The sequence below is a fragment of the Streptomyces sp. NPDC052042 genome, from assembly GCF_044548345.1.
In the GTDB taxonomy this organism is placed as follows: Bacteria; Actinomycetota; Actinomycetes; order Streptomycetales; family Streptomycetaceae; genus Streptomyces.
The window spans coordinates 1-26619 of sequence record NZ_JBIUBU010000037.1 but is presented as its reverse complement, the minus strand read 5'-3'; the positions used below and the strand labels follow the sequence as shown (position 1 = coordinate 26619).

The window sequence follows — 26619 nt, the reverse complement described above, 5'->3', positions numbered from 1 at the left end:
GGCTCCTCTTCCCACCTCGTCGCGCCGCCTCAGGCGCCGGTAGACGCCCCAACGCCAAGCACCTGTGTGTCGTCGGCACGCCGGAGGTCGTCGGCGAACAACTGCCAGATCACGGAGTAGCCGTCTGCCAGCTCCGACACGGACTCCTTGCAGTGGGCTGGAATACTGGCCACGATACGGTGCCGGTCCCGTGCGACCGCAGCACAAGCGTCCAGCATCCGCAGAACGCTGCGGCCTGCCTCGTTCAGCCGCAGGGACGGATCGCGCCGCAGTGACTCGAAGATGGTCAGCAACTCGGCCGGATGCTTGACGCCGCAGTGCCGCTGGCTGTGGGTGATTGTCTTCGGGACGGACGGGACTGCGCGTAACGGCGGCCGCTCGGGAGGCTCTTCGTCCGGCGTCACGTCGGTTACCTGGACCGCCGTGAGGCGCTGGCGCGCCGGAACCGGGTCATCGCCGCGTCGCAGCCGGTCGCGTACGTCGGCCACGGTGGCCGGGGAGATACCAGCCTGTTTCGCGATCTGTCGCAGCGAAGCTCCGGGATTCTCGCGGATGAGTTTGCCAGCCAGTTCACGGCCGCGAGCGGAACTGAGAGGCCGGGCACGACCGTCGCGACCGATCCGGAGACCGGTCTGCGTGATGTCCGCGGTGTTGTGCCGACGTATCTGGGCCACTTTTCTTGCGGACAGACCCGTCACGGCCGCGACGGCTCTGTCCGACCAGTGTGGGTGAGAGGCGAAGATCTGCTCTGCTGCCGCAGTCCGGTCTTCCAGGGAGAGCGGACGCCCCTGGGCTACGTTGGCCGCCACTGAGAGAAGTGCGGCATCCGTCTCCGTACCGTCGAAGTACCGCACGGCGATGTGCTCACGAGCCTTGAGACTGGCTGCACGTAGCCGGTGAACACCGTCAATGACGGTCATGGTCGGGCGGTGTACGAGGATGGGCGGCAGTTGCGCCTCCGACTCCGCGAGGGTGCGCGCGTATTCCTCGTCCTCCCCTGCGACTCGGGGCATGTATGCCACGGCTAGGCGCTTAACTGGGACGAGTTCCACGGGGGCGTCCCGGAGTCCCTTGTCCCGCAGGGTGATCAGGTAGTCGGAGTTCTCGCTCTCGCTCGGGCTGGGCCCTTCACCGGTGTGCATACGACTCCTTGTCCTTGATCCTCGTGGATCCGCGTGGCCGATGACAGCGGACGCACTGCTCGCCGGCTCACTGCCAACCGGAGTCGTCTTCCTCCGACATGCCGAACGCCTGATGCATGGAGACGGACGCCGCGACCGTCCCGTCGGTAAACGGGCCAGTACCGACTGCGGCGGCGCCCACGCCAGCAAGGGCGAGCACAGTCGCCGCAGCAGCACCCAGGAGTGTCTTGTTGACCGTCATAGCGTCTTCCTCCGGTGTCGTGGTTTCGCTGACACTTCAGAGAGTGCCGTCTCACACGAGGCCTCGGAATGGGAAAATCGCAGGTCAAACCGTCCATGGCCTACTTAGGACACGCTTGACTGAGGTGGGGCGGACGGCTGGAACGATTTACAGCGGCCAGTCCGCGTCGATGGGGATCAGCGGGACTTCGGCTCGCAGCAGCGTCCAGGCGCGCAGCCAGTGGAGGTCGTTCAGGGCACACCGCCAGACGACCAACGCGATCTGCTCCGCTGCCTCCAGAGTGGCGGCACGCACATAGAGGCCGATTACCGGATGCGGGCGTGTGTCGGCATGCACGACGACATGCTCGAGGCCAGCCACGTCGCGCGCGCAGGCGGCCACGTCGTCGGCCGTCCCACTTGGCAGGAGGACGCCGTCCAAACGGGGCTGCAAGAGGACGTGGACGAGGTACATGGATGATTCCTGCCAGCATCGGAACCGTCTGCCGGTACACGCGGCAAACAGTGGGGATTTCACGTGGTTGCAACATGGCACGCCGCCGTTGCGACGTCTAATACGTCTGCCCGTGTTGAACACCGCACCTGAGGTGGCGTCAACGGGGTTGAATTCAGCCACTTCAGTCTTGGACTGGTCAGCCTCGGGTCAAAAGAGTCAAGTATTCAGTCGATCGCAGAAGGATCTCGACTAATCTCCTCCCCCTGCGGGACCGGTAATCGAGTCCGCTTCACCAACTCACTTGGCACGATCGGCCTGTCGGGGGAATACATGCTTGATCTTCTCGGGCTCGACTCCAGAACGGAAGCTGTCTACCGGGCGATGCTCGCCCATCCCCACGACGGGGTGGAGGAGCTGGTCTCCCGGCTGGGGATGCCCGGGAAGGAGATCCGGAAGGCTCTCGATCGGTTGAGCGAGATCGCGCTCGTCCGCGTCTCCACCGAAGACCCCACCCAACTACATGCGGTTAGCCCGCACCTGGGCATGGAAATCCTGCTGGCCCGCCAGCAGGCCGAGCTGGCCGCGCAGCAGCAGCGGGTCGAGGCAAGCCGCGCTGTCGCGGCTCGGCTGATCTCGGAGTTCGCCGACCAGAAGGCAGATGTCCCCGAAGCCGGGGTGCAGTACCTGCGGGGTCTGGAGTCCATACGCGACTACCTGACGGCGCTCAACCATCAGGTCCAACAGGAGTTCCTGACATTCGCGCCGGGCGGGCCGCAGACGGAGGCCAACATGCGGGCCTCCCGTCCGCTCAACCAGCGGCTGCTCGAACGCGGGGTGCAGATGCGGACGATCTACCTGGACAGCATTCGCCGAGATCCCGCCACAGTGGCGCACGCCGAGTGGCTGATGGAGAACGGCGGTCAGGTGCGCATGGTGCCGTCACTCCCGAACCGCATGATCATCTATGACCGGCAGGTGGCGATCATCGCGGCCGACGGCAATGACACCTCCGTGGGAGCCGCCGTGCTCAGCGCACCAGGCCTGATCGCTGCCCTGTGTGCGCTGTTCGAGAGTACCTGGCAGTCAGCGGAGCCCCTGGGTACGCCGGCACGGCGCGAGCAGCACGCCCTGTCCCGGCAGCAGACCGAAGTGCTGCACCTGCTGGCAGAGGGCCACACGGACGACGCGATCGCCAGGAAGCTGGGGGTCTCGACGCGTACCGCACGGCGCATCGCCAATACGCTGATGGCCCATCTGAACGCCCGCAGCCGCTTCCAGGCCGGAGTGCGCGCGGTGCGGTACGGCCATCTGCTGGCGACGCCCGACTAGGCCGTTGCCGCAGCGGGCACCGGGTGTCCGGCGCTGAGCTGGTCGATGGCCTCCTCGGCGTCCTGCGCGACCTGGATGAGACGCCGCTCCTCGGCTCTGAGGAACCCCTCCTCGACCAAGTGGTCCAGCATCTGCAGCATCGGGTCGAAGAAGCCCCTATGGTTGACCACGACGATCGGCTTGCGCATGATCGACAGTTGGTTCCAGGTCGCCACCTCCATCAGCTCGTCGAGCGTCCCGAGCCCACCGGGCAGCACCGCGAAGCCGATGGACAGCCGGTACATCAGGGCCTTGCGCTCGTGCATGGAGCGGACGACGAAGATGGCGCCCTGGGCGTTGTCGGCCCGCTCGCGCTCGTGCAGGCTGCGGGGGATCACCCCGGTGACGCCGCCGCCCGCCGCCAGCACGGCGTCGGCCACCGCGCCCATCACGCCCACACCGCCCGCGCCGTACACCAGGTCCAGGCCTCGGCGCGCCAGGGTGGTGCCGAACTGCTCGGCGAGCAGCAGATGTTCCGGGTGCACGCCGGGGCGCGCGCCGCAGAAGACCGCGATCTTGGCGCTCTTCTCAACTACGGTCTGCATCGAAATCCTCATGGGTCGGGTCACTCCAGGCGAGGGAGTGGCATACCAGGACGTCCGGGACGGTGCGCCCGGCGCTCGCCGGGGAGGGTGCCGACGGGTCAGCGGGTGGGGATGTGCGCAGCCTTGAGCGCGGTGCGCAGCAGGACCTCCGCTCCGACGACCAGGTCGGCGGGGGCGGTGTCTTCGAGCGGGACATGGCTGACTCCTCCGATGCTCGGGACGAAGATCATGGCGACGGGCGTGATGTCTGCGACGACCTGGGCGTCGTGGCCGGCGCCACTGGGCAGCGACCGGTACGGCACACCCAGCTCCAGACAGTTCTCCTCGATCAGGGCGCGCAGTTCGGGGCTGGTGGACACCGGCCCTGAGTGCGTACGGGCGACGACCTCGATCTCGGTGCCGGTCTGCCGGGCGACCTCCCTCAGCTCCTCGCACAGGGCGCTCTCGGCCGCGTGCATCCGTGCGACGACCGTGTCCCGCAGATCTGCGGTCAGCCTCACTGTGTCGGCGATGGTGTTCGGCGAGTTGGGGTGGATGTCGAGCCGACCGACGGTGGCGACCCGGCACAAGTCCCGTGTGCCTGCCAGGTGTTCGACGACTGTGACCGCCCGGGCGGCGGCGGCCAGCGCATCGCGCCGCCCCGTCATCGGGGTGGTGCCCGCGTGGCCGGCCGTGCCGCGGATCTCGACGGTCAGGACGGTACGTCCGGTGATGCCGTCGACGACGCCGATGCGGTTGCCGGTCCGCTCCAGCACCGGCCCCTGCTCGACATGGATCTCCAGATACGCGGCCACCGACTCGGGCAGCCACACCGCACTGCCCAGGGCGTCGAGGTCCCCGCCGGCCTGCGCCAGCGGGCCGCGCAGCGAACGGCCCTCGTGGTCGAGGGGTTCCCGGGGCAGGTCGGAGAGCCGGCCGACCAGCACGGACGACCCGAAGAACGGCTGCGGGAACAGCGCGCCCTCCTCGTTGGTAAAGGCGACGGCCATCGGCTCATACCGGCCGTGGCCACCGGACTCGGCGCACGCCTGTACGACCTCCAGCGCGGCCAGCACACCGTAGGCGCCGTCCAGTCGGCCACCGCCCACGACGGTGTCCAGGTGGGAGCCCATCAGCAGCGCGGGCCGCTCGGCGGTGGTCCCCGCGGGGCGGGCGCGGACGATGATGTTGCCCGCCGCGTCCACCGACACGGCGAGCCCGGCGGCGCGGGCCTCCTCGACGACGTATGCGCGAGCCTCCCGGTCCGCGGGGCTGAAGCCCTCGCGGGTGATGCCGCCGGTGGCCGCATCGCGGCCGATGTTCCCGAGTTTTTCGACACGGCGCAGCAGACGGCCGCCGTTGACGGCCGGTGGTGCCGTCCGGTGTTGGGCCACTGATTGGCTCATGGTTCCTCCAGGACCGGTCAGTTGGGAATGAGTACGTCGGGGCGTCGCGGCCCCGGCGGTGTCCTCGGGACGTGGCCTAGAGGTGGCGGCCCCACCAGTCGAGAATCGCCTCGAACCTCGCCACCCGGTGGCTCGGCAGACCCGAGCGCGACATCTCGTGGCCCTCGCCGGGGAACAGCAGCATCTCCACCGGCACACCACGGGTCTTGAGCGCGACGAACATCCGCTGCGCTTGTTCCATGGGGCAGTGCCGGTCCTCCTCCGACTGGATGAGCATCATCGGGATCCGTATCGAATCCACGTACGTCAGCGGGCTCTTCTCCGCCCAGCGGGACGGATCGGGGCCGTACAGGGCGATGGCGACGTTGACGCCGTCGTCGCTAGAGGCGGCATAGCTGTCCACCGCGTACAGACCGCGTTCGCCGATCGCCGCGCGGAACCGGTCGCCGTGGTGGGCCGCCATCCACGCGGACATGTAGCCGCCGAACGAGCCGCCCATCACACCGACCCGGCCGGCGTCCAGGTCCGGCGCCTGAAGTGCCTTGTCCAGGAGGGCCAGCAGGTCCGGAGCGGACTTGCGCGGCAGGTCGTCGGCGACGTACATGCCATGCGCCTGGCCGTAGCCGGAGCAGCCGCGCGGGTTGCCGAGCACCACGGCGTATCCGGCACTCGCGTACACCTGCGCCTCGTCGAAAGCGGCGGGCCCGTTGAGCGTGTAGCCAAACTGCGTGTACGGGCCGCCCTTGATCTGGAGCAGCACCGGGTGCGGGCCCTCGCCGCGCGGGCGGACGATCCAGCCGTGCAGCTCGTAGCCGTCGGGCGCAGTGGTGGTGAACTCCTCCATCGGCAGCAGGTCGGTCTGCTCGACGAGCCGCCGCCCGAAACCGGTCAGCTCGTGCTCCTCGCCCGCGCGCAGGCTGATCAGGTCGCCGGCGGTGCTGGCGCTGGAGACGACGGCCGCGACCGTCAGTCCGTCCACGCCGTCCACGGCCGCGTACCCGTTGACCTGGCGGGCGCCCGTGATCAGGGGCTTCGGCTCGCCGCCGTCATAGGGCACGAGGACCAGCCGGACCTCGCCGCGGTGGTCGGCAGCGAACAGCACGCCGTCGGCGACGGGGTGGATCATCTGGCTGGCGAAGCTGAGGTGGTAGTCCTCGCCGGTGATCCGGCGGGCGGGCGCCGAGCCGTCGACGGGCGCGGACCACAGCCCGTAACTCATGGTGGCGAAGGCGTTGTTGTTCTCGTCCAGCGGCTCGGCGGCGAAGCACACCGTGGTGCCGTCCGGGGAGAAGCGGGGGCAGCCGAGGATCAGTCCGCCATCGGTGAGGGACCGCAGACCGGTGCCGTCGGGGGCGCACACCCACAGGTCGTTGCGGAGGTCGTCGCCGGCCCCGGCGTGGCGGGCCGCGGTGAACGTCAGCAGCCGGCCGTCGGGGCTCCAGGCGACGTCCGCGTGGTCGTGGTTTCCGCCGGTGATCCGGGTTGTGGCGGCCATCGGGTCGTCGGCGAACGGGTCGGTGACGAAGACATGCCGCGGCCGGTCGACTGTGAAGCCGAACCCGTCGGCCCAGTAGCGGAGTTTGGTGATGCGGCGCGGCCCCTCGCTGTCCGGCGCACCGCGGTAGCGGCCGGGCTCGGGCACCCGTGCCGTGTAGGCGAGGAGCTTGGAGTCCGGGCTCCACACGGGCTGGCCGGCGCCGATCGGATGGCCGGTGACGACGCGGGCCTCGCCGCCGTCCATGGGCAGCAGATGCAGCTGGCCGGGGCCGCCCGGTACGGGTCGCAGAAAGGCGAGGTGGCGGCCGTCGGGCGAGAAGGCTGGGGCGGCGTCGTGCGGCCCGCGGGTCAGCAGCCGGGCCGGTGTGCTGCCGTCGGTCTCGGCGAGCCACAGTTCGGAGACGTATCCCTCGGCGGCGAGGTCGGGCCGGGTGACGGTGACGGCCGCGAACCGGCCGTCACCCGACAGCGTGGGCCGGCCGAGGACGGGAAGAAGGTCGATGTCCGTGGGCTTCATGCAATAAATTTATTTCCGCCACATTCCATAGGTCAACCGTATTCAAATTGAACAAAAATGACGCCAGGAAACCTCCTGGCGTCATTTCGAAAAGGGCACGAGGACACCCCACAAGGCGCTCTCGCGCCCACGTTTTTATCTCACATCAGAGAATTAAGAATTCTGGTCTGGAGAAGTCAACTGACCTTTTCGAGCCGCTGTTCGGTCGCCCTGGCCTCATTCAGCCGCCGTTGCAGCCGGTACAGGCTGAGCGCCTGTGCCCATGCGTCGCGGGCCTCGTCGAGCCGCCCCACCGCCGCATAGCTGTCGCCGAGCCGGTCCAGGGCGCCCGCCTCCTGGTAGGTGTTGCCGAGGTCCCGGCACAGACCGAGCGCGGCACCGTAGCTCGCCAGCGCCTCGTCGTGCCGGCCAGCCCGCTGGGCGAGCAGGCCCAGGCTGTCGAGCGCGGCCGCCTCACCTCCGTGGTAGCGGTGCTCACGGGCGATGCCGAGCGCCCGCGTGCAGTACTCCTTCGCCCGTACGAGGTCGCCGAGCCGGGTGTAGTACCAGCCCGCCGCGTTGAGCGCATCGGCTTCGGCGCCCCGTTCGCCAGCGCGCCGGAACAGCCCGGCCGCGCACACCGCGTGGCCGAGCGCCTCCTCGTCCCGCCCGGCCATCTCCTCGACCCAGGCGAAGATGTAATACGCCCAGGCCTGCGGGCCCGGTTCGCCGTGCCGCTCCGCGATCCGCACCGCCCGGCCCAGTTGGGCGACGGCCGCGGTGTGCCGGCCGGCGCGGCTGGCCGCCTGGCCCGCGTAACGGTGGGCTGTGATCTGCGCCTCCGGGTCGCCCAGGGCGTGAGCGGCGCGCACCGCGTCCGCCCACTGAGCCAGTTGCTCCTCGGTGTGGCCGCGCCGCACGTAGTGCCCGTTGAGACAGTTCGCGAGCTGGAACACCGCGAGGTGCCGGCTGGCATCCCGGGCGAGTCCGCGGACCGCGATCAGGGTGGTGTGCTCCGCGTCTAGCCATTCCAGCGCCGCTTCCCGGGACGCCGGCTCCTCGGGCGCGCAGCCCGCGCCCGCCGACGCAAGGGGCAGCTTGGGGCGGTGGGGGGCGATGATCCGGTCCGCCCGGTACGCGGTGTGCAGATAGTGGTCGACCAGTCGGCGCCGCGCCGCGCCGTCACCGCAGCCCGCGACCGCCCGGTGCGGGGCTTTGGGCCGGACCCGGAACCGGCCCGGCGCGGTCCGCTCGCACAGCCCGTCGGCCACGAAGCGGTCCAGCAGCGCGCCCGTGCGGTCCGCGTCGATGGCCAGCAGCGAGGCAGCCGCGGGCACGGCGATGTCCGGGCCGGGCACGCGGCGCAGCAGATGGAACGCATGCTGATAGGCGTGGCTGGTCGGCCCGTATCCCGGCGGGGTCCCTTCGTCGGCCGGGGTGGTGCCCCGGGACGCGTTCGCCCTCGCGGACACGGTCGTGTGTGCGGCGGCCATGATCTGCCTCCTCGTCGGCCGTCGGCCCTGCCGGGTCACAGCAACGTGAACCGGGCCCCGGGCCGGATGAACATGGGGTCGTTCTCGGTGACGCCGAAGGCCTCGTAGAAGGCCGGCACATGGCCGAGTACTCCATTGCAGCGGAACTGCGGCGGGGCGTGCCGGTCGTTCGCGAGCCGCTCCCGCATCCGCCCGGGCGTGCGCTTGGCCCGCCACATCGTGGCCCACAGGGCGAAGAACCGCCGGGTCCGGTCGGCCCGTTCGGCATCGGAGGCACCGCACACGTCCAGGTGGGCGGCGAACGCCGCGTGCGCGACGGTGAGTCCGGTGATGTCGGCGATGTTCTCGCCCACCGTCCGGGCGCCGCTGACGCTCTGACCGTCCAGGCCCTCAGGGACATAGCGGTCGTACTGCTCCACGAGCAGCGCGGTGAGGCGCGTGTACTCGGCGCGGTCCGCCTCGGTCCACCACTCGCGCAGCCGGCCGTCGCCGTCGTAGCGGGAGCCGCGGCTGTCGAAGGCGTGGGACATCTCGTGGCAGACGATCGAGCCAAACAGGGCGAAGTTCCGCGTCATGTCGCCGCCAGCGTCGAACAGGGGCGGCTGCAGCAGCGCGGCGGGGACGACCACCTGGTTGAGCCCGTGCCGGTAGTAGGCGGTGACCGCCTGCGGCGGGACCTTCCACTCCGTGCGGTCGACGGGCCCGCCGAGCCTGCGCAGTTGGCGGGCGAAGCGCCGGGTCCGGCCGCGGCGTACGTTGCCCAGCAGATCGGCGGGGTCGGTGCGCAGTTCGTCGTATGCGGCGGTGTCGCGCGGGTAGCCGAGCTCGAAGTGCATGGCGTCGAGCTTGGCGAGCGCCGCCGCGCGAGTGCTGCCGGCCATCCAACCGGCCTGCTCCAGGCAGCCGCGGTACGCCTGCACGAGCGCGTCCACCAGATCCTCAGCGGCCTTGCGGGCGCCGGGCGCGAGGTGCTCCTTGAGATAGCGCTCCCCCACCTCGTCGCCGAGGACGGTCTGGACGAAGGAGGTCGCCCGCATCCAGCGGGGCCGGGGCCGACGTGACCCGGTCAGCACCTGCCCGTAGAAGCGGAAGTTCTCCGCGAACGTCGCGCCGGGGCCGAACGGGGCCGCCTCGTGCACCCGCAGCCAGACCAGCCAGAGCTTCAGGTCCTCGAGGTCCGCCGCCGTCCACCACTTGTCAAGGGCGGTACGGAACGGGCCCGGGCGGAGCTGGACGGGTGCGTCGGACGGGATGTCGCCGAGCCCTTCCAGCCATGCGTCCCAGGGAAACGAGCCGCTGCCTGCGGCGAGTTCGGCCGCGGTGCAGACGTATGTCTCGGCCCTGATGCGGCCCGACGCGTCCGGCGGGGTGTGGGCGGCTGCGAGCGCGGTCTCGACGCGCAGGGCGGCGTCCGCCGCGTGCCGGGGCTCCGGCTGTCCGGCCAGTTCCATCATCCGCCGCAGATGCTCGGCGTACTGCTCGCGCAGCGGCGTACGGGCCGCATCAAGGTAGGGGGCCACGCCACCGGGCAGGGCCAGGCCGGACTGGGTGAGGGTGAGCAGATAGCCGCGGGTGCCCGCGGTGTCGGTGGCGACGGTCGCCTCGACGGGCCCGCCGACGCCCTCGCGCTGCAGCCGGCCCATCAGCCGGGCCAGGCCCGCGCGGCCGGTGACCGCGCGGACGGTGTCGAGCAGAGCGGCGAGATCGGCCGGGCCCCGTTCCTCGACGCCGGCCTCGTCCATGAAGCTTCCGTAGAGATCGGCGATCTGCCGGCCGGGGCTGTCCAATGCGGCGGCGGGGCCCGGGGTGCTGCTGCGGATCACGGCGACGACGTCGTCCTGCACCTTCTCGGCGAGGAGGGACAACATGGTGGCCTCGGCCCGGTGCTCGGGCAGCTCGAAGGCGTCCGCCCAGCGGCCGTTGACGTGGGTGTAGAAGTCGTCCTGCGGCCGGGTCGCCGGGTCCGTGTCGACGTCGTGCGCCGTGATCGCGCCGCTCACCGCGATGCGGCCTTGCTCAGCTCGGCCTGCGTCTGCGTGGCCGGTTCCGGGGTGACGTCGGCCTCGGCACCGTCGGCGGTCCGCAGCACTCCCCGGTGGAAGGTGAGCACGGCCACTAGGGCGCAGGCTCCCGCCACCAGGAAGGCATACCTCGGCTCCATGAAGCCGAGGATCACGCCGCCCATCAGATACCCCACGGCGGGACCGGTGTTGGACACCGCGCCGAGCGCGGCGAACGCCCGGCCGCGGTGGGTGTCGGGCACCCGTAGGTTGATGACGATATGGGTGACCGTGGCCTGGGCGCCGTTGCCGAATCCGCCGATCACGTAGAACGGCACGATCCACCAGGCGCCCGGGGCCAGCCCAGCGCCCAGGATGCCCACCACGATGCACAGGAACGAACCGATGAGGATCGCCTCGTGGTTGAACCGCTTGATCCGGCGCACCAGCAGCGCACCGGGCACCAGGCCCGCCATCCACGAGGACATGATCAGCCCGTACGTCTCCTCGGACGCGCCGAAGGTGTCGCGCACATAGAAGACGATAAGGACGTTAATGATGCTCGCCGCCGCCATCACCACGCCGCTGATCACGAGCACGGAGCGCAGGAAGCGGTCGGTGGACACCCGGTAGGCGGGCCGCTCCCCTGCCCTCTCGTTGCCAGCGCCCGCCGCCTTCGCGGGGTCCTTCTTGTGCAGCCGGGTGCGGATCGTCAAGGCACCCAGCACGACGACCCCGAAGGTCGCCGCGTCGAGCAGCAGCGAGACATTGACGCCGAAGCGGGCGGTGAGGAAGCCCGCGATGCCCGGGGCGATGACCATGCCCGTCATCGCGGTGGTCTGGGAGATCGCCGAGGCCCGAGGGACGTTCTCCTTGCCGACCATCGCCCCGGGCAGCCCGGCGAAGACCGGGTGGGTGAAGGCGAGACCGGTGGAGAGCAGGACGGCCAGGATGATCAGTAGGACCGGTGAGGTCGTCTGCGTCATCGCCAGACAGACGAGGATCTGCAGCGAGGCGACCGTGACGATGAGCCTGCGGCTGTCGAACCGGTCCGCGAACGCCCCAGTGACGGGCGCGAGCAGGGCGGGCGGCAGGACGGCCGCGAGCAGCATCGCCATGACCGCGTACGATCCGGCGCCGTTCGTCTGGAGCAGCAGGGTCAGGGCGGTGGCGGCCGCGATGTCACCGGCGAAGGACAGTCCCCGCATGCCGGCGAGGACGTAGACGTCCCGCCATGCCAGCGGGGACGTGGCGGCACTCGTGGGCGCTGGGGCCCCTTGTGTGGTGTCGGCCATGGTGATGGCTCAGCTCCTCGTGTGGTCGGCGGTTTCCAGCACCCCGAGACGGGTGAGCCCCTGGGCTGCGTGCAAGGACCGGGCTTCGGGGACTCCCGGGAAGAAGCGGGCCGCCGGGACCACGCCGCCGTTCTCCAGACCGCGCAAGGCGTCGGCGACAGCGTCCGGGACGGCGAGCCGGTGTCCGTTGACGAGCAGTCCGCTCTTCGTGCCGTCGCTCGGCCCGATCTCGACGGGCACGGCACTGCGGCGCAGCGGGGTGTCGGGGGCGAGCACGTCCGCGGACGCGAGCCGTTCGAACTCGCGGGACCGGCCGGCGCCGGCGCGGTGGCGGCCGGCCGCGAGCAGCCGCTCGGTCTCGGCGGCAGGATCGGCCCGCTCCAGCCGGTCGGCGAGCTGCCGCAGTATCCCGCCGAGGGCCGCCGCAGTGCCGTGCGCGTCCGCGCCGCCGCCCAGGTGGGGGAAGCCGTCGAACTCCGGTTCCTGGACCAGGTGTTCCACCGTCTCGCTCACGAGGTCGCGCCAGCGCCGTGGCTCGACGGTGACCGACAGGTGCAGGGACACCTCGGCCTTTGCGGCCGCCGCGTGCGGAGTCCCGTACGGCAGATACAGGACGTCGCCCGGGCGCAGCGTCGTCTCGATGACGGGCGTGCCGAGGTCCTCCGGCCGGTGGGAGGCCCTGTCCGCACGGCGTCCGGCGGGCGGCTCCCAGATCCGCCAGTCCTTGGTGCCCTCGATCTGGATGACGTAGACGTCGACCGGATCGTGGTGCGGGGCGTAGCCGTCCTTGCCGGCGGGGGTCAGGAAGGCGACCACCTCGCTGGGGCAGGCGAACGTTCGGGCGAAGACGTCCACCAGGTGCCGGGCGGACGGCAGGAAGTGGTTGAGCGCGTTCCACGTGATGGTGCCGCCGGACCGGAACAGCTCGTACACCTGCTCCGGGACGACCGCCTCGGTGAGCGCCGCGCCGCGGTCGGCAACGGTGCGGGTGTACGCCTTACCGGGTACACCGCGGCCGTCCTTGGCGACGCGCAGATACGAGGGTGAGACGGCTTCCATGGCGACGATGTCGTCGAGTTGCCGCACCGACACGAGGCTCCGGGTACTGCCTTCGAGCGCACCCCTGCGCAGCAGCGGCTTCTTGTTGAAGTGCTCCGAGAAGAAGACTCCGGCGTCGCCGACGAGGTCCTCGAAGCCGTGGGTGGTCGTGGAGGTGTCCACGCTCTTCGCCTCCAGCAGACGTGATGGTGGCATCCGTTGCTCCCGTTGCTCTCGTGTCGGTGCTCCCGTGCCGGACGCGGTCAGCGCGCCCCTGCAACCTCGAGCACGCCGAGCCGGGTCAGGCCCTGGGCGGCCTTCGTCGCACGTTCCGCGGGAACACCCGGGAAGATCTCGCCCGCGGGGACCGGCTCGCCGTCGCCGAGGCCCGCGAGCCTCTCGGCCACCGGGGCCGGCACGGCGATCTTGTGACCGTTGACGGTCATCTGGGTACGGCCGCCCTCGTTCGCGCCGAACTCCACGGCCGCCGCGGTACGGCGCAGCAGCGCGTCCGGGGTGAGTCCGTCCGTCGCGGCGATGGTCTGGAACGTGGTGCCGTGGGAGGTGCCCGGCATATGGCGGCCCAGGTCGGCGAGCCGGTCCAGCTCGTGGCCGGCGTCCAGGGACTCCATGCGGGCGGCGAGCGAGGTGATCTTCTGCCGGAACAGCGACTCCACGCTCGAGTCCCGCAGCTCCCCGATGTGCGGGTACTCGTTGAACTCCGGGTCGGAGGCGACCTGTTCGAAGGTCTCCCGCAGCAGGTCCTTCCACATGCGGGGGCGCATCATGATCGACAGGTGCAGCGACACCTGGTCCTCGGCGGCGGCCGCATGCGGGGTGTTGTACGGCAGGTACAGGACGTCGCCCGGTTCCAGCAGGACCTCGATGGCCGGCTCGCCGAGTTGCTCGTCGGTGTAGGAGGCGTTGTCGCCCAGGCGCTCGGCCGGCGGGTTCCACAGCTTCCACCGCTTGGTGCCCTCGAGCTGGACGATGAAGAGGTCGACCGGGTCGTGGTGCGGCAGGTAACCCCGCTTCTTGGTGGGGGTCATAAAGCCGACGACATCGGTCCTGACGGCCATCTTGTCGCTGATGACGCGGGTGAAGTCGCGCAGTTCGGGGACGATCTGGTTGAGCGAGCACCAGGTGACGGTGGCACCGGCGCGGAAGAGCTCGTAGATCTTCTCCGGCACGACCGTGTCGGTTATATTGACGCCCTGGACGACGACGCTGCGCGTGTAGCCCTTCTCGGGGACGCCGGAACCGTTGTGATTCACCTTGATATAGGGCGGCCGGACGACTTCGAGGTGCAGCAGTTCGTCGAGCTTGCGGATGGAGAGGATGTCGCGCACATCCCCCGGCATGGTGGCCTTCCGCAACATGGGCTTCTTGTTGAAGTACTCGGCAAAGAAGACCTTTTCGTCCCCCACCAGATCTTCGAACGTGTAGTTGTTCATCTTCTTTCCTTCCGGTGCGCGTTGGCGTGGAACGAACAACAGCCGCGCATGATGCGGCGGAGGGGCAGTGACGATGAATCCCGCCCCTCCGGCCGCAGCAGGCAATTACTGGATGTTGACGTAGTACGACGTCGCCAGCAGCTCGGCAGAGGTCTCGATGAACTCGATGTCGTCGAACTCCACGGTGTTCTCCATGTTGCTCACTCCTCTTTTCGTTTTCCGCCGCCGTTTTCGGCGGTGACGAAATATTCGCCCGGCAGGACCGCATGCGTCAATCGGCGGAAAGCTGAACAAGACAGCAGACTAGGCGAGTTGAACATTTCGGCGAACAGATCGGCGCACTGATTCTCAGAGTCCCTTGAAATGCGAAGTTGAATATGAACAGGGGCGCGCACATGAAAAATCGCGTCCAACTGCGGACGTACGCAGTTGGACGCGATGCGCGGTGGCCGGTGCGGCCCTGTGGTGCCGGGGTCTCAGGCCACCCAGTCGCTGCGGGAGCGGGCCGCGCCCGACACGGGCGGCGGATCGGCGTCCAGGGAAACCGCCAGCCGCCGTACGGCCTCCCCGAGCGCGGCGGGAGGCAGCGTGTACGGGATGCGCAGCCGGTGCTCGTAGAGCCCCGGTTCGCCGCCGAAGCGCGCCCCCGACCCGATGCGCACCCCGTGCGCGAGGGCCCGTTCGGCGAGGGCGGAGGCGACAGGCCGCCCCAGATCCACCCACAACGACAGACCGCCCGGCGGCAACCGCCAGGACCAGTACGGCAGATGGTGCTCCAGCGCGGTGACGAGTGCCTGGCGCCTGCGCCGCACCTGGTCGACCCGGTCGGCCAGCCAGCCGTCCCCGCGATCCAGCAGCGACAGGGCGAGCAGTTGGTCCAGCACGGAGCCCGAGACGTCCACCGTCGCCCGCAGCTCGGCCAGTTCGGCAACGAGCCGCGGTGAGGCGCGCAGCCAGCCGACCCGCAGCCCGCCCCAGTAGCACTTGCTGAGCGAGCCGACGGAGATGACGTGGTCTGCCCCGCCGCCGGCCCCGTACGCGGCGAACGGCGGCGGCGGCCCGGTGTCCAGAGCTATGTCGGCGAGTGTCTCGTCGACGACGAGCCAGGTGCCGGGCCGGCGGGTAGCGCAGAGCACCTCGGCACACTGGTCGGGCGGCATCAGGCTGCCGGTGGGGTTGTGGAAGGCAGGGATGAGATACGCCAGTCGCGGCACGCTCTGGCGCAGGGCGGAGGTGAGTACCTCGCCGTCCCAGCCGTCCTCGGTGACCGGCACCGGAACGGGGCGCAGATGGGCGCGCCGGATCGCGTCGAGTGCGTTCGGGTACGACGGGCTCTCCACGAGCACCCGATCGCCGGGGCCGCACAGCAGCGACACTGTGAGGCTCAGAGCCTGCTGCGCGCCCGCGGTGATGAGGATCTGCTCCCGGTCCGTGGGCAGGCCGCGGGCTGTGTAGCGGGCGGCGACGGCACTCCGCAGCTCGGGCAGCCCGTAAGGGTGGTAGCCGGGGGTGCGGGCGCGGTGCGGTAGCCGCAGGGCCGCCTCGGCGAGATCCCGGGCGAGCACATCCTGGGGCATCGACAGCGCGGCCGTGGCGAGGTCGACGACGCTCTCCGGCGGCGGCAGCAGCGCGGCGCTGCCCGGGGGGCGAAGCGGCGCGGCGTCCGGCTCCGATTCCTCTGCGGGAAGCGCCCCTTCGGGCAGTGCGGTCCAGGTGCCGGATCCGCGCCGGCTGCGGGCGTACCCGCTCTTGCGCAGCAGTTCGTAGGCGGCGCTGATGGTGGTGCGGCTCAGCGCGAGTGCGGGGGCCAGCTCCCGTTCCGCGGGCAGCCGGGCGTCGACGGCGATCTGGCCGTCGAGGATGAGCATGCGGACGGCCCCTGCAAGATGCCGGTAGGCGGGGCGTCCGGTGATCATGTCCGCCAGCAGCTCCCCGAGCCGCCCGGCCGAAATCACCGCACCCCGCACCTGCTGCTTCTGCCCCATCCCCGCGGCCCTCTTCCCAGGCATCAGCGCCCGGTACTCAACCTACCGATTCCGCCGACTCGGCCGCCTTGCCTGGAAGTTGAACACCATGCGCGCGCGTACGTGTTGGCCGCGGGGCGGGGTGGGAACGGCCCCGCCCCCGGTGGAGATGCCACGAGGGCGGGACCGAAGTCCCTGGAGGGCCATGGAGCCGGGGTCCGGCTCTCAGGCCGTCGGCTCCTCGCCGATCGCGATCTTCGCGTAGTTCGCGAGGGAGCGGTTGTAGCGCGGCAGGTGCTTGGAGAGCGCTCCCAGGGCCAGCGCGGCCGCCTCGCGTTCCCGGCCGGCGTCGATCAGCGCGAGCGCCAGGAAGGCGGAGACCGCATCGTCAAGGTGGTCGGAACCGTTGTCCCGCTCCGCGGTAAGCAGTTCGATGCTCGTCTCGGCGTCCCCGAGCGCGCGCAGCGTACTCGCCATCTGGATCACGGCCCGCCGCCTGCGCTCGCCGGTCAGCCCGGCCTCCAGCGCCTTCCGGTAGAGCGGTACGGCCGCCTCACCCTCGCCGGTCGAGTCGTTCGCCGACGCACGCTCGAAGTACGCGACCGGGTGGCCCTCGGGGAGTTCGTCGGCCAGCGCCCCGATCTTCGCGCGGAAGTCGGCGGGGGCGAAGCCGCCGATGGCGGCCCACAGGTCGGCGGAGCGCTGCTCCCATGCTGGTGTGGTGGTCATCGCCATAGCTTCACAGAGAAGTCCGATGTCCATCAAGGCTGTTCGAGTACACCCAGTCGCACCTGAAGCTGAAGAAGCTCCCCCAAGGGATGCGCAGGATCCCGTCACCGTGCAGGCGCATCGCGCCCAACGATCTTGGTGACAACAAGCCTGCCTGTGTGGCAGCTATCGAGCTTCGGCATACCCCGGCACAGCCGCGCGGCCCGAGACCAGGCCTTGTCAAAATGAGACATCGAAATAGTCGATGTCGGTGAGGGCGACCTCAAGGCCCGTGGCGCGGCGTCCGCCGTCCTTGAAGTACACCTCCTGCAGTCCTTCGGCGACGATGTCACGCATGTGCTGGTCGGTGGCACCCTGCTGCTGGGCGTCGAACAGGCGGCGGGCGTATTCCGGGGGAGGTGGACGGTCAGCCGGCGCATCCGGCCGTCGTCGGTGGTGCCGATCGGCGCGGTGTAGCCGAACCGGGCCCGAGTCTCCACGGTGATGCCAGCGCTGGTCGCGGCCCTCTTGCGGGCCTGCTGCCGTACGCGCGGCTGCCACACCTTGGCCGACTCCCGCTCCAGCGCCGCCTTCAGCGCCGGGCGGGGGTTCTTGGCCTGCCCGGCGAGATAGCGTTCCACCTGCCGCTGTGAGACGCCAAGACGGTGCGCCACCGCTTTCGTGGAACCTTTCTCCGCCTTCGCCAGCAGCCGCATCTGCGCGGGTGCGGTCTTCGGCGGCGGCTTGGTGATGTGCTCGTAGCCGGACTGCTCCAGGGCGTCGTCGATCTCTCCCGCCACGGGTCACTCCCCTTCGTCCAGGACGGCGTCGTGGCCGTCGCCCTTGATGTGGCGGGCGAGGTTGTGGCCCTGCTCGATCAGGTCGACCGCCCAGGCCATCTCAGCCACGCCCTCCAGCTTGCAGAAGCCCGGGTTCGCGCCAAGACGGAAGGTGCCATACACCGGGGTGCCGTCGCCGTTGGACGGCAGGAAGTCCAGCGGACAGGGGCCGCGGCTGGCGTAGACGGCACAGTCCGAATTCACCGCCAGCGGGTACAGCCCGGTCAGGGTGGCGAGCCTGGCCATCTTCCGGTATCACGTGCGCGCACGCTCTAGAGGGGGAAGAGAGATCGACGTTTCCGCAGGTCAGCGCATTTTTGGGGGCTCAGGAGTATCACCCCGGGGTGATAAATCAGGGTCCGGGTTATCACCCCGGGGTTGTAAAACGACCCTTGTTTGTGCCTCAGGTGCACATTGTGACGGCCAGGGTCTCGGTGGGCGTGATGCGGATTGTGCACGTGGGGCACAAACTGCGGGGCGGGGTCGCGCCCTGGTCGATGTGGAGGGAGGGGGGAGAAATCACCCCCGGGTGATAACGGCACGCGGAAAGTGCATCTGGGGAACAGGAAAGTGCAGGAGGGGCACAATCCAGTACGCTGCGGCCACACCTACTGATCATGAGGAGCGGAGCCACCCGATGACGGCACAGCCGCAGCAGCAGCCGCGGCGGAGGCCGGCCCCGGCCAACGCTCCTCCCCCGCCGCCCCCGAGTGCTTTCCGGATGCCCGGGGCGCTGCGGCAGGCGAACGTAGTCAACTTGCCGGACGGCTACCGGGCCTCGGTGGAGCCGCCGGTCACCAGCGACGGGTTCCTGGACGAGGACTTCGTCATGGACAGCCAGGTGTTTCTGTGCTGGCTCGCCGACTACTACCGCGACGACCTGGTGTCACTTCGGCTGATCGTGCGGATGATGGGCATGCAGAAGCCCGGTGGGACCGTCGAGGCGACGCAGACGGAGCTGGCGGAGCTGCTGAAGGTGAAGCAGTCGCAGATCTCCCGGTCGCTCAAGGAGGCCGGGCAGATCGGAGTGGTCGTCAAGCTCAAGGCGGGCACGTACCAGTTGCACCCCAGGCTGACGCTGAGGGGCGGCAGGGTGCCCATCGAGCCGAAGCCCGGTCTGCGTGTGGCGGGCACCATGAAGGTCGACCAGCTCTCGCTGCTGGACGCGATCGAAGAGAATGAGGACCTGCCAGACGCTTTCCGCGAGTTGCGGAGGCTGCCGGACCCGGAGAAGAAGCCGCCCCGGGAGGACAAGGCCCGAGCACGGGCCCGAGCTGCAGCCCGACAGGCGCGGCCGGAGGAGGATGGGACGTCATGACGATCTCCGTGGAAAGCATGATCCCCGAGTACGTCTGGACGGCCAACAACGCCCTCGCCTTCACTCCCAGGGGCATGCCGCCGGCCGCATACTCGGTCCTGCTGCACCTCCTGGGACGCCAGGAGCCCGGCGGGCGCTGCGTGGCCACTCAGGACGTCATTGCTCAGCACGTCGGGCTGAGCCGCTCGAAGGTCACCCGCGGCCTTCAGCACCTCGGCTTCGCCCAGATGGTCTGGAAGGAAGGGAACGGCGTCTACCGGCTCAGCCCCCTCATCGCCGGCTTTCGCACACCCGCGGACCAGCTGGCGGCGATCGGAGCGATGGACGACGACGACCGGTTCGATGACCCGGACTTCCAGGACGTCCCGGCGCAAACGCTGACCCTCTGAAGCAGTGCCCTGCGGCGTCGCACCCCTCGTGCGGCGCCGCTTTCGCGTGTGGGGAGACCCCGAGGACAGCGCCTCGCGGCCCGGCGGGGCGGTAGCACCAGGGCAACCACTTTGTTCTGGATCTCCAGAACAGTCGACGTCCGACCGGCCGCGTGCACGGCGGTTCCGGTGCTGGAAAGCAGAGGGCAACCGTTCCGTGCGGGGGCACTGCTGCTTCGCGATCCATGCAGCAGCTGTGAATGGATCTCACCCGGAACATCGCAGATCTGCGATGCTATGCAGCGGCCGCGACGGCCTTCGCATCCCCCGTTGTGGCTACGTAGGCGGGAACCGAGAACGCTTGTAGCTCAGTGTGGAGAGCACTTGCTCGTTGCGGGCGCCTGGAGTATCGGCGAGTTCTGAGAGCACCCTTCCGGCATGTCGCGTCAGAGGGTCTCTTTCGATTCTTGCCTGACCGAACAGCCGGGCAAGAATCGAAAGGGACGTTCTCCTGCCCTACCGCGTGGGGGCGTTCACCAGGGCCTCACGGAGGCGGTCGAGGAGCGCCTGGGCCGCAGGGCTCGCGGGTCCGGTGGCCGGCCAGGCGAGGACGATACGGGCACGTATCCGGGGCCCGACGATCTGCAGGGTGGGCAGCGGTCCGCCGAGGTCCGGTCCTTCCTCGCCGAGGGGCAGTACAGCGACGCCTAGCTAGGCGGTTTCCGCCTTCCGTCGTTCCTCCTGTCCGGTGTCCGCGGTCTCGGGGCGGAGGTCTCCCCTGGTCTTGGCCGCCAGGCCGCCGCCCGCCGCCCAGACGATCAGCGCGCAGGCCGCGAATCCGGCTCCGAGGAGGCTGGATCCGGCCCATCCGTGGGAGGTGAAGACGGAGGTGGTGGCGGCCGCGCCGAGGGCGGAGCCGAGGGAGTAGAAGACCATGTAGCCGCCGATGACACCGCTGGTGCGGTCCGGGTGGGCGGTGGTGAGCATGTGCTGGTTGCTCACGTGGACGACCTGGACGGCGAAGTCGAGGACGATGACGCCGACGACGAGCAGCCACAGGGACCGGGTGAGTTGCGCGGTCGCGGTCCAGGAGACGATGAGGAGGACCAGCGCGAGGCCGGCCATCGGGATCGCCCGTCCGGCGTCGACCCACCGTCCGGCGCGGGCGGCGCCGAGGGCTCCGGCGAGCCCGGCGACACCGAACATGCCGATCTGGCTCTCGCTCAGGTGCCAGGGTGCGTCCGCCAGAGGCAGGGACAGTCCGCTCCACAGCGTTCCGAACGACGCGAACAGGAAGAACGCGATGAAGCCGCGGGTCAGGAAGAGCCGCTGTCCGAACAGGCCGCCGAGGGAGACGACGGCCTGCCGGTACCCGGTAGGGCGGCGGGCGGCGCCTTCGGGGGGCAGGGCGCGCAGGACGAGGGCGGCGAGGCCGAGTGCCAGGACGCCGAGGACGGCGTAGATGCTGCGCCAGCCCCAGTGGTCGGCGAGGAGTCCGGTGACGACGCGGGCGCCGAGGATGCCGACCACCACGCCGGAGGTGACGACGCCGATGTTCCGGCCGCGTTCCTCGGGGGGTGAGACCGAGGCGGCGTAGGCCACCGTGGTCTGTACGACGACCGCGAACATGCCGGCCAGCGCGAGGCCCGCGAACGCCATCCAGGCGGCCGATGCCGTGGCCGTGAGGATGAGGCCGACCGCAATGATCGCCAGGTGTACGGCGATGAGCTGGCTCCTGTTGGCGACCACGTCGCCGAGCGGTACGAGCAGGACCAGTCCGGCCAGGTAGCCGAACTGGCCGACCGAGACGATCCATCCGAGTTGTCCTGCGGAGACCCCGAGGCTTTCGCCCATCGGTGCCAGCACGGGCTGCGCGGCGTAGACGCTCGCCACCGCGACTCCACAGATGATCGCCAGCAGTAACCGTCGCCAGACGTCCATCGCACTCCCATCCGAGATAAGTAGCAAAGTGAAACCAATTTGACCGTAGGGCATGATGGTCTCGATACGCAACTCATCTAGGAGGTGTCATGCCGCGCTCCTCCACCGGCGCTCCGAGCCCCGCCTGGACCGACCCCGACTGTCCTGTCGCCCGTACGCTCGACCTGGTCGGCGACCGCTGGAGCCTGCTGGTCATCCGGGACGCGATGGACGGGGCGCGTTCCTTCACCGAGTTCCAGCGGCGCACCGGCATCGCCCGCAACATCCTCAGCGACCGGCTGCGCAAGCTCAGCGCCCACGGCGTCCTCACCCAGCAGACCGCGCCCACGGGCCGTCGGCTGGAGTACGTGCTCACCGACAGCGGACGCGATCTCTTCCCCGTACTGCTCACGCTGCGCCAGTGGGGGGAGCGGCACGCCTTCGATCCCGGCGAGCCGCACTCCACCCTGGTCGACGAGCACTCCGTCCCGGTGCCCGAGGTGACCCCGACCGGTGCCGGCGGCGCGCTCCTCGGCGCCGACACCACCCACGTACGGAAAACCGAGGGAAATCGGTGAGGTGTTCGTGAGGTGATGGTCAGCGTCCGGATCCACGCTCGCGGAGCGAGGAGACGGCGCCGACCTGCTCACGGGCCGCGCCCGGGGGCCATACGACCTCCACCGGGATGCCCCGGGCGCGGGCGTAGGCCACCAGATGGGCGGTGGCGTCCCGGCCGCTGGACGGCGAGCCGTCCCAGACGGCCAGCAGCCGGGCGCAGCCGCCGACGAGCTGTTCGTCCGCGCTCACGCGGGCGTCCCGGTCCAGCGGGTCGAAGGGCAGCATCCGGATCCCCTCGGCGAGGGCCAGCAGCTCGCGGTGGGCCTCCCGGTCGCGGGGCGGCGCGTCGGCGAGGACCTCGGACCGTTCCGGGAGGAGGACGACCAGGCGTCGGCCGGTCTCGCGCATCAGGCGCCCGAAGACCGGCGGTACTCCGGCGCCCGCGCGGACGAGTCCGGTCGTGTCCTGCGGGAGCCCTTCCAGGCGTTCCCGCAGTTCGCCCCGTATCAGCTTCCAGGTGTCGGGGGTCAGGTCGGCGTGGCCCACCGCCGCGATCGTCCGTTCGCTCGTCTCCCCGCCCTGGGGTGTGCTCGCCGGGGGGCCGTGCGGGCGGGGTCCCGGGCGGTGGCGGTCAGTGGGCACGGTCCGCACGCGTCAGTTCGGTGCGCAGCAGGTCCAGGCCCATCGGCCCCAGGTTCAGGGCGTGGTGGTGGAAGCGTGCGAGGTCGAAGGAGGCGCCGTCGCGGCGGCGGGCCGCCTCGCGCGATTCCAGCCATACCTTCTCGCCCAGTTTGTAGGCGAGGGCCTGGCCGGGGCGGCCCAGGTACCGGTCGATCTCGAAGGCGACGAAGGAGGGCGGGCCGAGACCGCAGTGTCCGGTGAGGAACGCGTGGGCCAGTCGGGGGGTCCAGCGCTCGCCCTCGTGGAAGCCGGTGCCCGCGGGGATGGGGAGGCGCAGGTGCAGTCCGATGTCCAGGACGACTCGTGCGGCGCGGAGCAGTTGTCCGGTGGCCAGCATGCCGAGGCGGTGGGCGGGGTCGGCGAAGTGGCCGAGTTCCTCCATGAGCCGTTCGGCGTACAGGCCCCAGCCTTCGCAGTGGCCGGGGTGGAGTTCGCTGGAGAGTCGCTGGAATCGGTTGAGGGTGGTCGTGTTGAGGGTGGTGGTGCCCAGTTGGAGGTGGTGGCCCGGGACGCCCTCGTGGAACATGGTGCCCGGTACGGTCCAGGTCGGGACGGGGGCGTCGGGGTCGGGGCGGGACCACCAGATCGTGCCGGGGCGTGACAGGTCCTCGCTGGGGGCCAGGTAGACGGCGGGGCCGTCGCCGGGGGCGATCCGGCAGTCGATGCGCCGCAGGGCCCCGGGGATGGCGAAGTGGGTGCCGTCGAGGTCGGCGATAGCGGTGTCGGCGAGTTCCTGGAGCCAGTCGCGGAACGCCTCGGCGCCCGTGATCCGGTGGCGTGGGTCGTGGTCGAGGGCCGCGAGGACGGCGGGCACGGGTTCGCCGGGGGCGATGAGGGCGGCCGTGGCGGTCATCTCCCGCTGGATCCGGTCGATCCGCCACGACGTCGAAGGAGACCCAGCTCGTCCTGGACGCCCTGGAGATGGCGCTGTGGCAGCGCGACCGCGATGAACACCCTCACGTTCGCGGCGAGTTGATACACCACAGCGACGCGGGCAGCCAGTACACCAGTTTCCGGCTGGCCGAGCACCTGGACGCGGCCGGCATCGCGGCCTCGATCGGCTCCGTCGGCGATGCATACGACAACGCCCTGATGGAGAGCACGATCGGCCTGTTCAAAACCGAGTTGATCAAGCCGCAGCGGCCTTGGAAGACCCTCTCCCAGGTCGAACTGGCCACCGCCGAGTGGGTCGACTGGTACTGCCACCGACGCCTGCACGGTGAGATAGGCCACGTCCCACCCGTCGAGTACGAGACCAACTACTACACGGAACTGACAAAACCCCAGGTCACAACCACAATCTGAGATCTCTACCGAACCCGGGGCGGTTCAGTAGCGGCGGATCATGCTTCCCTGTTCCTTGTGGCTGGTGTGGTCGGTGCCGTCGAGGGTGAAGTAGCGCAGGGCGGTGAACTGGGCCTCGATCCGGTTGAGCCAGGAGCTGTTGGTCGGGGTGTAGGCGATCTCGACGTTGTTCGCCGCCGCCCACGTCGCGACCCGCTGGCATCGTTTCGTCGTCAGGTGCGGGGAGTAGTTGTCACAGACGATCGCAATGCGTACGTCTGTCGGGTGCAGTGAGCGCAGGTAGCGGCAGAACTCTAGGAACTTCGATCTGTTCTTGGTCTTCTTGACGTGCCCGTAAAGGTGGTCCTTGGCGAGGTCGTAGGCGGCGAACAGGTGCCGGACCCCGTGCGGGCGGGTGTAGGTCGCCCGCCGCCGGGGCCGGGGCTCACGGTGGGGGTCCTTTCCCTTGCCGCCTCGTTCGGCCCACTGTCGGCCGGGGTGGGGCTGGAGGTTGAGCGGCCCGAACTCGTCCATGCAGAAGACGACTTCGGGCTCGTCTTCCTCGGGTATGACCTCGCCGTCGGCGATCGCGTAGAGATGCTCGATGCGGGCCTTCTTGGCGGCGTAGTCGGGGTCGCGGGAGGCCTTCCAGGTCTTCACGCGTTGAAAGGAGACGCCCTCCTCGCGGAGCAGGGCCCGAAGGCCCTCGTGGCTGATGTCGTCGACCACCCCCTCGGCGACCAGGAAGTCGGCCAGTTTGACCAGGCTCCAGACCGAGAACGGCAAGCCGTGCTCGATCGGCCTGGACTTGGCGATCTTCTTGATCTCCCGGCGCTCAGGAAGCGTGAAGGTTCTCGGCCGGCCGCCCTTGTACTTCGGGTAAAGCGCCTCAAAGCCGTCGGCGTTGAAGTTGTGGATCACGTCCCGGACCCGGTCCGCGCTGGTGAATGTCACCTCGGCGATCTTCGCCACGGACATGCCCTGCGCGGACAGCAGCACCATCTGGGCCCGCCGCCAGGTCACCACCGAACCGGTACCCCGGCGGAGGATCCGCAGGAGACGTTTCCCCTCGTCGTCACTGATCTCACGAACACGCACTCGTTCTGCCACCAGCACAGTTTCGCTGCCACACGCCAGCCGAGAGCATTCATTCCGCAGGCGTGCCCACGCGCAGCCGGTTACCGTCAGGATCACGCAGCTCAATCTCGCGCGCCCACGGAGCGACCTCCGCCTGAACACCGAACTCGTCCGCGATGGCGTCGACATCACGGACGCGGAGGTACACCAACGTATCGGGGCGGGCGTCGCCGTTGTGCTCCGACAAGAACAACCTCACCCGGCCACGGGCCACCTCCACGAACGCGGGAAGTCCCGGTTCGAAGCGATGTTCCCACTGCTGGATGAAGCCCAGACGGTCGTACCACGCAACCGCCACAGCGGCATCCTTGACGTGAAGAATCGGGATGACTTCCTCGTCCATGTGCCCCATCATCCCAGAGCAGCCGACAGGGCGAACGTTGCCTGCCGCGGCACTAGTGTGATGCGCCGGAAATCCTAAGGGTTAGTTCTGCTCTGTTGGCTGGCCGGTGGTTCCGACCTTGGTGAGGTAGTCGGCGAGGGAGTTGAGGATCTCGTCGGCAGTCTTCGTCCAGGTGAAGGGCCGCGGGTTCTCGTTCCAGGTGTCGATCCACGCGGTGATGTCGTGCTCCAGAGCCTTCACGGACTTGTGGACGCCGCGGCGGATGAGCTTGTCGGTCAGCAGGCCGGACCACCGCTCGACACCACAGCAGAAGGGCCCGGATGCGACATGGCAATAGGGTATTTAATAATCCTCAGGATTTCCGGCGCATCACACTAGAGAGACTCAGGGCACTAGGATCGCTCCCTCGCCCAGTGCTGAGCAGGCTCCGACGGCTCGCAGGACCTCATGGCCGGCCAGCCGGCACTCCCTACGAGACACCAGCTGCTGCCCAGGTTCACGAGGGTGCTACTGGTACCCGTGCGCCATTTCTGGCCGGCCGCGGAGCCGCAGTCGGCCATTCGCAGCATGCCCACGGCAGTCAGACACTGGCGGGCGGACTCGTTGTACAGCTGGTAGGAACCGCCCGAACCAGCCTTTGCGGTCCAGTTGGTTGCCGGGCTGTCCGCGCAGGTGGCGAACACGGCGCCGCCGAAGTTCACGGCCAGGCACTTGCCGTTGTCGACGTTCCTCAGCTGGAAGTAACCGCTGGGCGCGGGCGGTTTCGGCGAGGTCGCCCCACCAGACGTCCCACCGGAACCGCTGGAACCGTTACTTCCGCCCGAGCCGCCCGAGCCGCCGGAGCCGCCCGTGTCACCCGACCCGCCGGTGGTCTTGCCCCCGGTGGTGTTGCCGCCGGACGCATCACCGGATGCATTCCCGGATGAGCCCCCAGTGGTGTCGTTGCCGGATGAGCCGGCGCCGTCTGCGCCACCGTTCGACGAGTTACCGCCATGCGCGGGTCCGCCCCCGGCTGCGGGCGGCGTTGTGGGAGTGCCAGCCGAAGTGGTGTCGCTGGGACGGCTCGCGGCGGAGCCGTCCGCTGAGGCCGCGGGGGCCGGGCCCGGGCTT

The 26619-nt window shown here is 69.6% G+C and carries 24 protein-coding genes and 3 pseudogenes; 5 read left to right on the top strand and 22 right to left on the bottom strand.

Annotated features, from left to right (window positions below; all coding sequences use genetic code 11):
• Positions 1-29: 29 nt before the first annotated feature.
• The 3 genes from ACIHCL_RS33855 to ACIHCL_RS33845 all read right to left on the bottom strand — a co-directional run bounded on the left by ACIHCL_RS33855 (position 30) and on the right by ACIHCL_RS33845 (position 1719).
• Complete coding sequence (locus ACIHCL_RS33855; protein WP_399868068.1) at positions 30-1142, bottom strand: winged helix-turn-helix transcriptional regulator; 1113 nt, start codon at positions 1140-1142, stop codon at positions 30-32.
• 67 nt (positions 1143-1209) lie between these two features.
• Positions 1210-1383 (bottom strand): hypothetical protein, encoded by a 174-nt coding sequence (locus ACIHCL_RS33850; protein ID WP_399868066.1) that lies wholly within the window; start codon positions 1381-1383, stop codon positions 1210-1212.
• 147 nt (positions 1384-1530) lie between these two features.
• A complete protein-coding gene (locus ACIHCL_RS33845; RefSeq protein ID WP_399868065.1) occupies positions 1531-1719 on the bottom strand; it encodes a hypothetical protein in 189 nt (62 codons plus the stop codon).
• Positions 1720-2148: 429 nt separating this feature from the next.
• Here ACIHCL_RS33845 and ACIHCL_RS33840 point away from each other — a divergent pair, with 429 nt between their 5' ends.
• Positions 2149-3147 (top strand): LuxR C-terminal-related transcriptional regulator, encoded by a 999-nt coding sequence (locus ACIHCL_RS33840; protein ID WP_399868064.1) that lies wholly within the window; start codon positions 2149-2151, stop codon positions 3145-3147.
• On the opposite strand, the gene ACIHCL_RS33835 is transcribed toward ACIHCL_RS33840, so the two are convergent.
• The 12 genes and pseudogenes from ACIHCL_RS33835 to ACIHCL_RS33780 form a co-directional block, all read right to left on the bottom strand.
• Positions 3144-3731 (bottom strand): TIGR00730 family Rossman fold protein, encoded by a 588-nt coding sequence (locus ACIHCL_RS33835; RefSeq protein WP_399868063.1) that lies wholly within the window; start codon positions 3729-3731, stop codon positions 3144-3146. The genes ACIHCL_RS33840 and ACIHCL_RS33835 overlap by 4 nt on opposite strands.
• Positions 3732-3829: 98 nt before the next feature.
• Complete coding sequence (locus ACIHCL_RS33830; RefSeq protein WP_399868061.1) at positions 3830-5116, bottom strand: Zn-dependent hydrolase; 1287 nt, start codon at positions 5114-5116, stop codon at positions 3830-3832.
• A gap of 76 nt (positions 5117-5192) precedes the next feature.
• Entirely contained in the window at positions 5193-7130 is a 1938-nt protein-coding gene (locus ACIHCL_RS33825) for a S9 family peptidase (RefSeq protein ID WP_399868059.1), read from the bottom strand.
• A gap of 176 nt (positions 7131-7306) precedes the next feature.
• On the bottom strand, positions 7307-8602 hold the full coding sequence (locus ACIHCL_RS33820) for a tetratricopeptide repeat protein (protein ID WP_399868057.1): 1296 nt from the start codon (positions 8600-8602) through the stop codon (positions 7307-7309).
• Between the two features lie 35 nt (positions 8603-8637).
• A complete protein-coding gene (locus ACIHCL_RS33815) occupies positions 8638-10602 on the bottom strand; it encodes a M13 family metallopeptidase (RefSeq protein WP_399868055.1) in 1965 nt (654 codons plus the stop codon).
• Positions 10599-11897 carry an MFS transporter gene (locus ACIHCL_RS33810; RefSeq protein WP_399868054.1) on the bottom strand — a complete coding sequence of 433 codons (1299 nt, stop codon included), beginning with the start codon at positions 11895-11897 and terminating at the stop codon, positions 10599-10601. The genes ACIHCL_RS33815 and ACIHCL_RS33810 overlap by 4 nt, the downstream gene beginning before the upstream one ends.
• 9 nt (positions 11898-11906) lie before the next feature.
• Positions 11907-13151, bottom strand: a complete 1245-nt coding sequence (locus tag ACIHCL_RS33805; protein WP_399868053.1) for a cupin domain-containing protein — start codon at positions 13149-13151, stop codon at positions 11907-11909.
• A gap of 47 nt (positions 13152-13198) precedes the next feature.
• Positions 13199-14389 (bottom strand): cupin domain-containing protein, encoded by a 1191-nt coding sequence (locus ACIHCL_RS33800; RefSeq protein WP_399868052.1) that lies wholly within the window; start codon positions 14387-14389, stop codon positions 13199-13201.
• Positions 14390-14865: 476 nt separating this feature from the next.
• Positions 14866-16398 (bottom strand): PLP-dependent aminotransferase family protein, encoded by a 1533-nt coding sequence (locus ACIHCL_RS33795; RefSeq protein WP_399868050.1) that lies wholly within the window; start codon positions 16396-16398, stop codon positions 14866-14868.
• A 180-nt stretch (positions 16399-16578) separates the two neighbouring features.
• Positions 16579-17082 carry a tetratricopeptide repeat protein gene (locus tag ACIHCL_RS33790; RefSeq protein WP_399868049.1) on the bottom strand — a complete coding sequence of 168 codons (504 nt, stop codon included), beginning with the start codon at positions 17080-17082 and terminating at the stop codon, positions 16579-16581.
• Positions 17083-17301: 219 nt separating this feature from the next.
• A pseudogene (gene tpg, locus ACIHCL_RS33785) lies at positions 17302-17861 on the bottom strand (telomere-protecting terminal protein Tpg).
• A 3-nt stretch (positions 17862-17864) separates the two neighbouring features.
• A pseudogene (locus tag ACIHCL_RS33780) lies at positions 17865-18134 on the bottom strand (transcriptional regulator); the annotation flags it as partial.
• A gap of 523 nt (positions 18135-18657) precedes the next feature.
• On the opposite strand from ACIHCL_RS33780, the gene ACIHCL_RS33775 reads away from it, so the two are divergent.
• Together ACIHCL_RS33775 and ACIHCL_RS33770 are read left to right on the top strand one after the other, a co-directional pair.
• Positions 18658-19218 (top strand): hypothetical protein, encoded by a 561-nt coding sequence (locus ACIHCL_RS33775; RefSeq protein WP_399868047.1) that lies wholly within the window; start codon positions 18658-18660, stop codon positions 19216-19218.
• Positions 19215-19607: a helix-turn-helix domain-containing protein gene (locus ACIHCL_RS33770; RefSeq protein WP_399868046.1), complete on the top strand. Its 393-nt coding sequence runs from the start codon at positions 19215-19217 to the stop codon at positions 19605-19607. The genes ACIHCL_RS33775 and ACIHCL_RS33770 overlap by 4 nt, the downstream gene beginning before the upstream one ends.
• Before the next feature lie 690 nt (positions 19608-20297).
• On the opposite strand, the gene ACIHCL_RS33765 is transcribed toward ACIHCL_RS33770, so the two are convergent.
• The gene (locus ACIHCL_RS33765) at positions 20298-21527 is read right to left on the bottom strand and encodes an MFS transporter (RefSeq protein ID WP_399868044.1); all 1230 of its coding nucleotides are present in this window, start codon (positions 21525-21527) and stop codon (positions 20298-20300) included.
• 89 nt (positions 21528-21616) lie between these two features.
• On the opposite strand from ACIHCL_RS33765, the gene ACIHCL_RS33760 reads away from it, so the two are divergent.
• On the top strand, positions 21617-22084 hold the full coding sequence (locus ACIHCL_RS33760; RefSeq protein WP_399868042.1) for a winged helix-turn-helix transcriptional regulator: 468 nt from the start codon (positions 21617-21619) through the stop codon (positions 22082-22084).
• 19 nt (positions 22085-22103) lie between these two features.
• Here the strand turns inward: ACIHCL_RS33760 and ACIHCL_RS33755 are convergent, their stop codons facing one another.
• Together ACIHCL_RS33755 and ACIHCL_RS33750 are read right to left on the bottom strand one after the other, a co-directional pair.
• Positions 22104-22610 (bottom strand): hypothetical protein, encoded by a 507-nt coding sequence (locus tag ACIHCL_RS33755; RefSeq protein WP_399868040.1) that lies wholly within the window; start codon positions 22608-22610, stop codon positions 22104-22106.
• Between the two features lie 85 nt (positions 22611-22695).
• Positions 22696-23610: a DUF885 domain-containing protein gene (locus ACIHCL_RS33750; protein ID WP_399868096.1), complete on the bottom strand. Its 915-nt coding sequence runs from the start codon at positions 23608-23610 to the stop codon at positions 22696-22698.
• Positions 23611-23666: 56 nt separating this feature from the next.
• Between ACIHCL_RS33750 and ACIHCL_RS33745 the strand changes: the two genes are divergently transcribed.
• A complete protein-coding gene (locus tag ACIHCL_RS33745) occupies positions 23667-24050 on the top strand; it encodes an integrase core domain-containing protein (RefSeq protein WP_399868038.1) in 384 nt (127 codons plus the stop codon).
• A gap of 27 nt (positions 24051-24077) precedes the next feature.
• Here the strand turns inward: ACIHCL_RS33745 and ACIHCL_RS33740 are convergent.
• From ACIHCL_RS33740 to ACIHCL_RS33725, 4 genes and pseudogenes are all read right to left on the bottom strand, one after another.
• Positions 24078-25139: pseudogene (locus ACIHCL_RS33740) on the bottom strand (IS630 family transposase); the annotation flags it as partial.
• A 37-nt stretch (positions 25140-25176) separates the two neighbouring features.
• Positions 25177-25509: a glyoxalase superfamily protein gene (locus ACIHCL_RS33735; protein WP_399868037.1), complete on the bottom strand. Its 333-nt coding sequence runs from the start codon at positions 25507-25509 to the stop codon at positions 25177-25179.
• An 81-nt stretch (positions 25510-25590) separates the two neighbouring features.
• On the bottom strand, positions 25591-25749 hold the full coding sequence (locus tag ACIHCL_RS33730; protein ID WP_399868036.1) for a hypothetical protein: 159 nt from the start codon (positions 25747-25749) through the stop codon (positions 25591-25593).
• A 152-nt stretch (positions 25750-25901) separates the two neighbouring features.
• Positions 25902-26619 (bottom strand): RICIN domain-containing protein (locus ACIHCL_RS33725; RefSeq protein WP_399868035.1); only part of this gene is annotated, 718 nt, incomplete at its 5' end.

Coding starts and splice junctions, on each gene's coding strand:
- ACIHCL_RS33855 (WP_399868068.1), bottom strand. CDS start 1,142: ATGCACACCGGTGAAGGGCCCAGCCCGAGCGAGAGCGAGAACTCCGAC.
- ACIHCL_RS33850 (WP_399868066.1), bottom strand. CDS start 1,383: ATGACGGTCAACAAGACACTCCTGGGTGCTGCTGCGGCGACTGTGCTC.
- ACIHCL_RS33840 (WP_399868064.1), top strand. CDS start 2,149: ATGCTTGATCTTCTCGGGCTCGACTCCAGAACGGAAGCTGTCTACCGG.
- ACIHCL_RS33835 (WP_399868063.1), bottom strand. CDS start 3,731: ATGCAGACCGTAGTTGAGAAGAGCGCCAAGATCGCGGTCTTCTGCGGC.
- ACIHCL_RS33830 (WP_399868061.1), bottom strand. CDS start 5,116: ATGAGCCAATCAGTGGCCCAACACCGGACGGCACCACCGGCCGTCAAC.
- ACIHCL_RS33825 (WP_399868059.1), bottom strand. CDS start 7,130: ATGAAGCCCACGGACATCGACCTTCTTCCCGTCCTCGGCCGGCCCACG.
- ACIHCL_RS33820 (WP_399868057.1), bottom strand. CDS start 8,602: ATGGCCGCCGCACACACGACCGTGTCCGCGAGGGCGAACGCGTCCCGG.
- ACIHCL_RS33810 (WP_399868054.1), bottom strand. CDS start 11,897: ATGGCCGACACCACACAAGGGGCCCCAGCGCCCACGAGTGCCGCCACG.
- ACIHCL_RS33805 (WP_399868053.1), bottom strand. CDS start 13,151: ATGCCACCATCACGTCTGCTGGAGGCGAAGAGCGTGGACACCTCCACG.
- ACIHCL_RS33800 (WP_399868052.1), bottom strand. CDS start 14,389: ATGAACAACTACACGTTCGAAGATCTGGTGGGGGACGAAAAGGTCTTC.
- ACIHCL_RS33795 (WP_399868050.1), bottom strand. CDS start 16,398: ATGCCTGGGAAGAGGGCCGCGGGGATGGGGCAGAAGCAGCAGGTGCGG.
- ACIHCL_RS33790 (WP_399868049.1), bottom strand. CDS start 17,082: ATGACCACCACACCAGCATGGGAGCAGCGCTCCGCCGACCTGTGGGCC.
- ACIHCL_RS33770 (WP_399868046.1), top strand. CDS start 19,215: ATGACGATCTCCGTGGAAAGCATGATCCCCGAGTACGTCTGGACGGCC.
- ACIHCL_RS33765 (WP_399868044.1), bottom strand. CDS start 21,527: ATGGACGTCTGGCGACGGTTACTGCTGGCGATCATCTGTGGAGTCGCG.
- ACIHCL_RS33760 (WP_399868042.1), top strand. CDS start 21,617: ATGCCGCGCTCCTCCACCGGCGCTCCGAGCCCCGCCTGGACCGACCCC.
- ACIHCL_RS33745 (WP_399868038.1), top strand. CDS start 23,667: ATGGCGCTGTGGCAGCGCGACCGCGATGAACACCCTCACGTTCGCGGC.
- ACIHCL_RS33735 (WP_399868037.1), bottom strand. CDS start 25,509: ATGGACGAGGAAGTCATCCCGATTCTTCACGTCAAGGATGCCGCTGTG.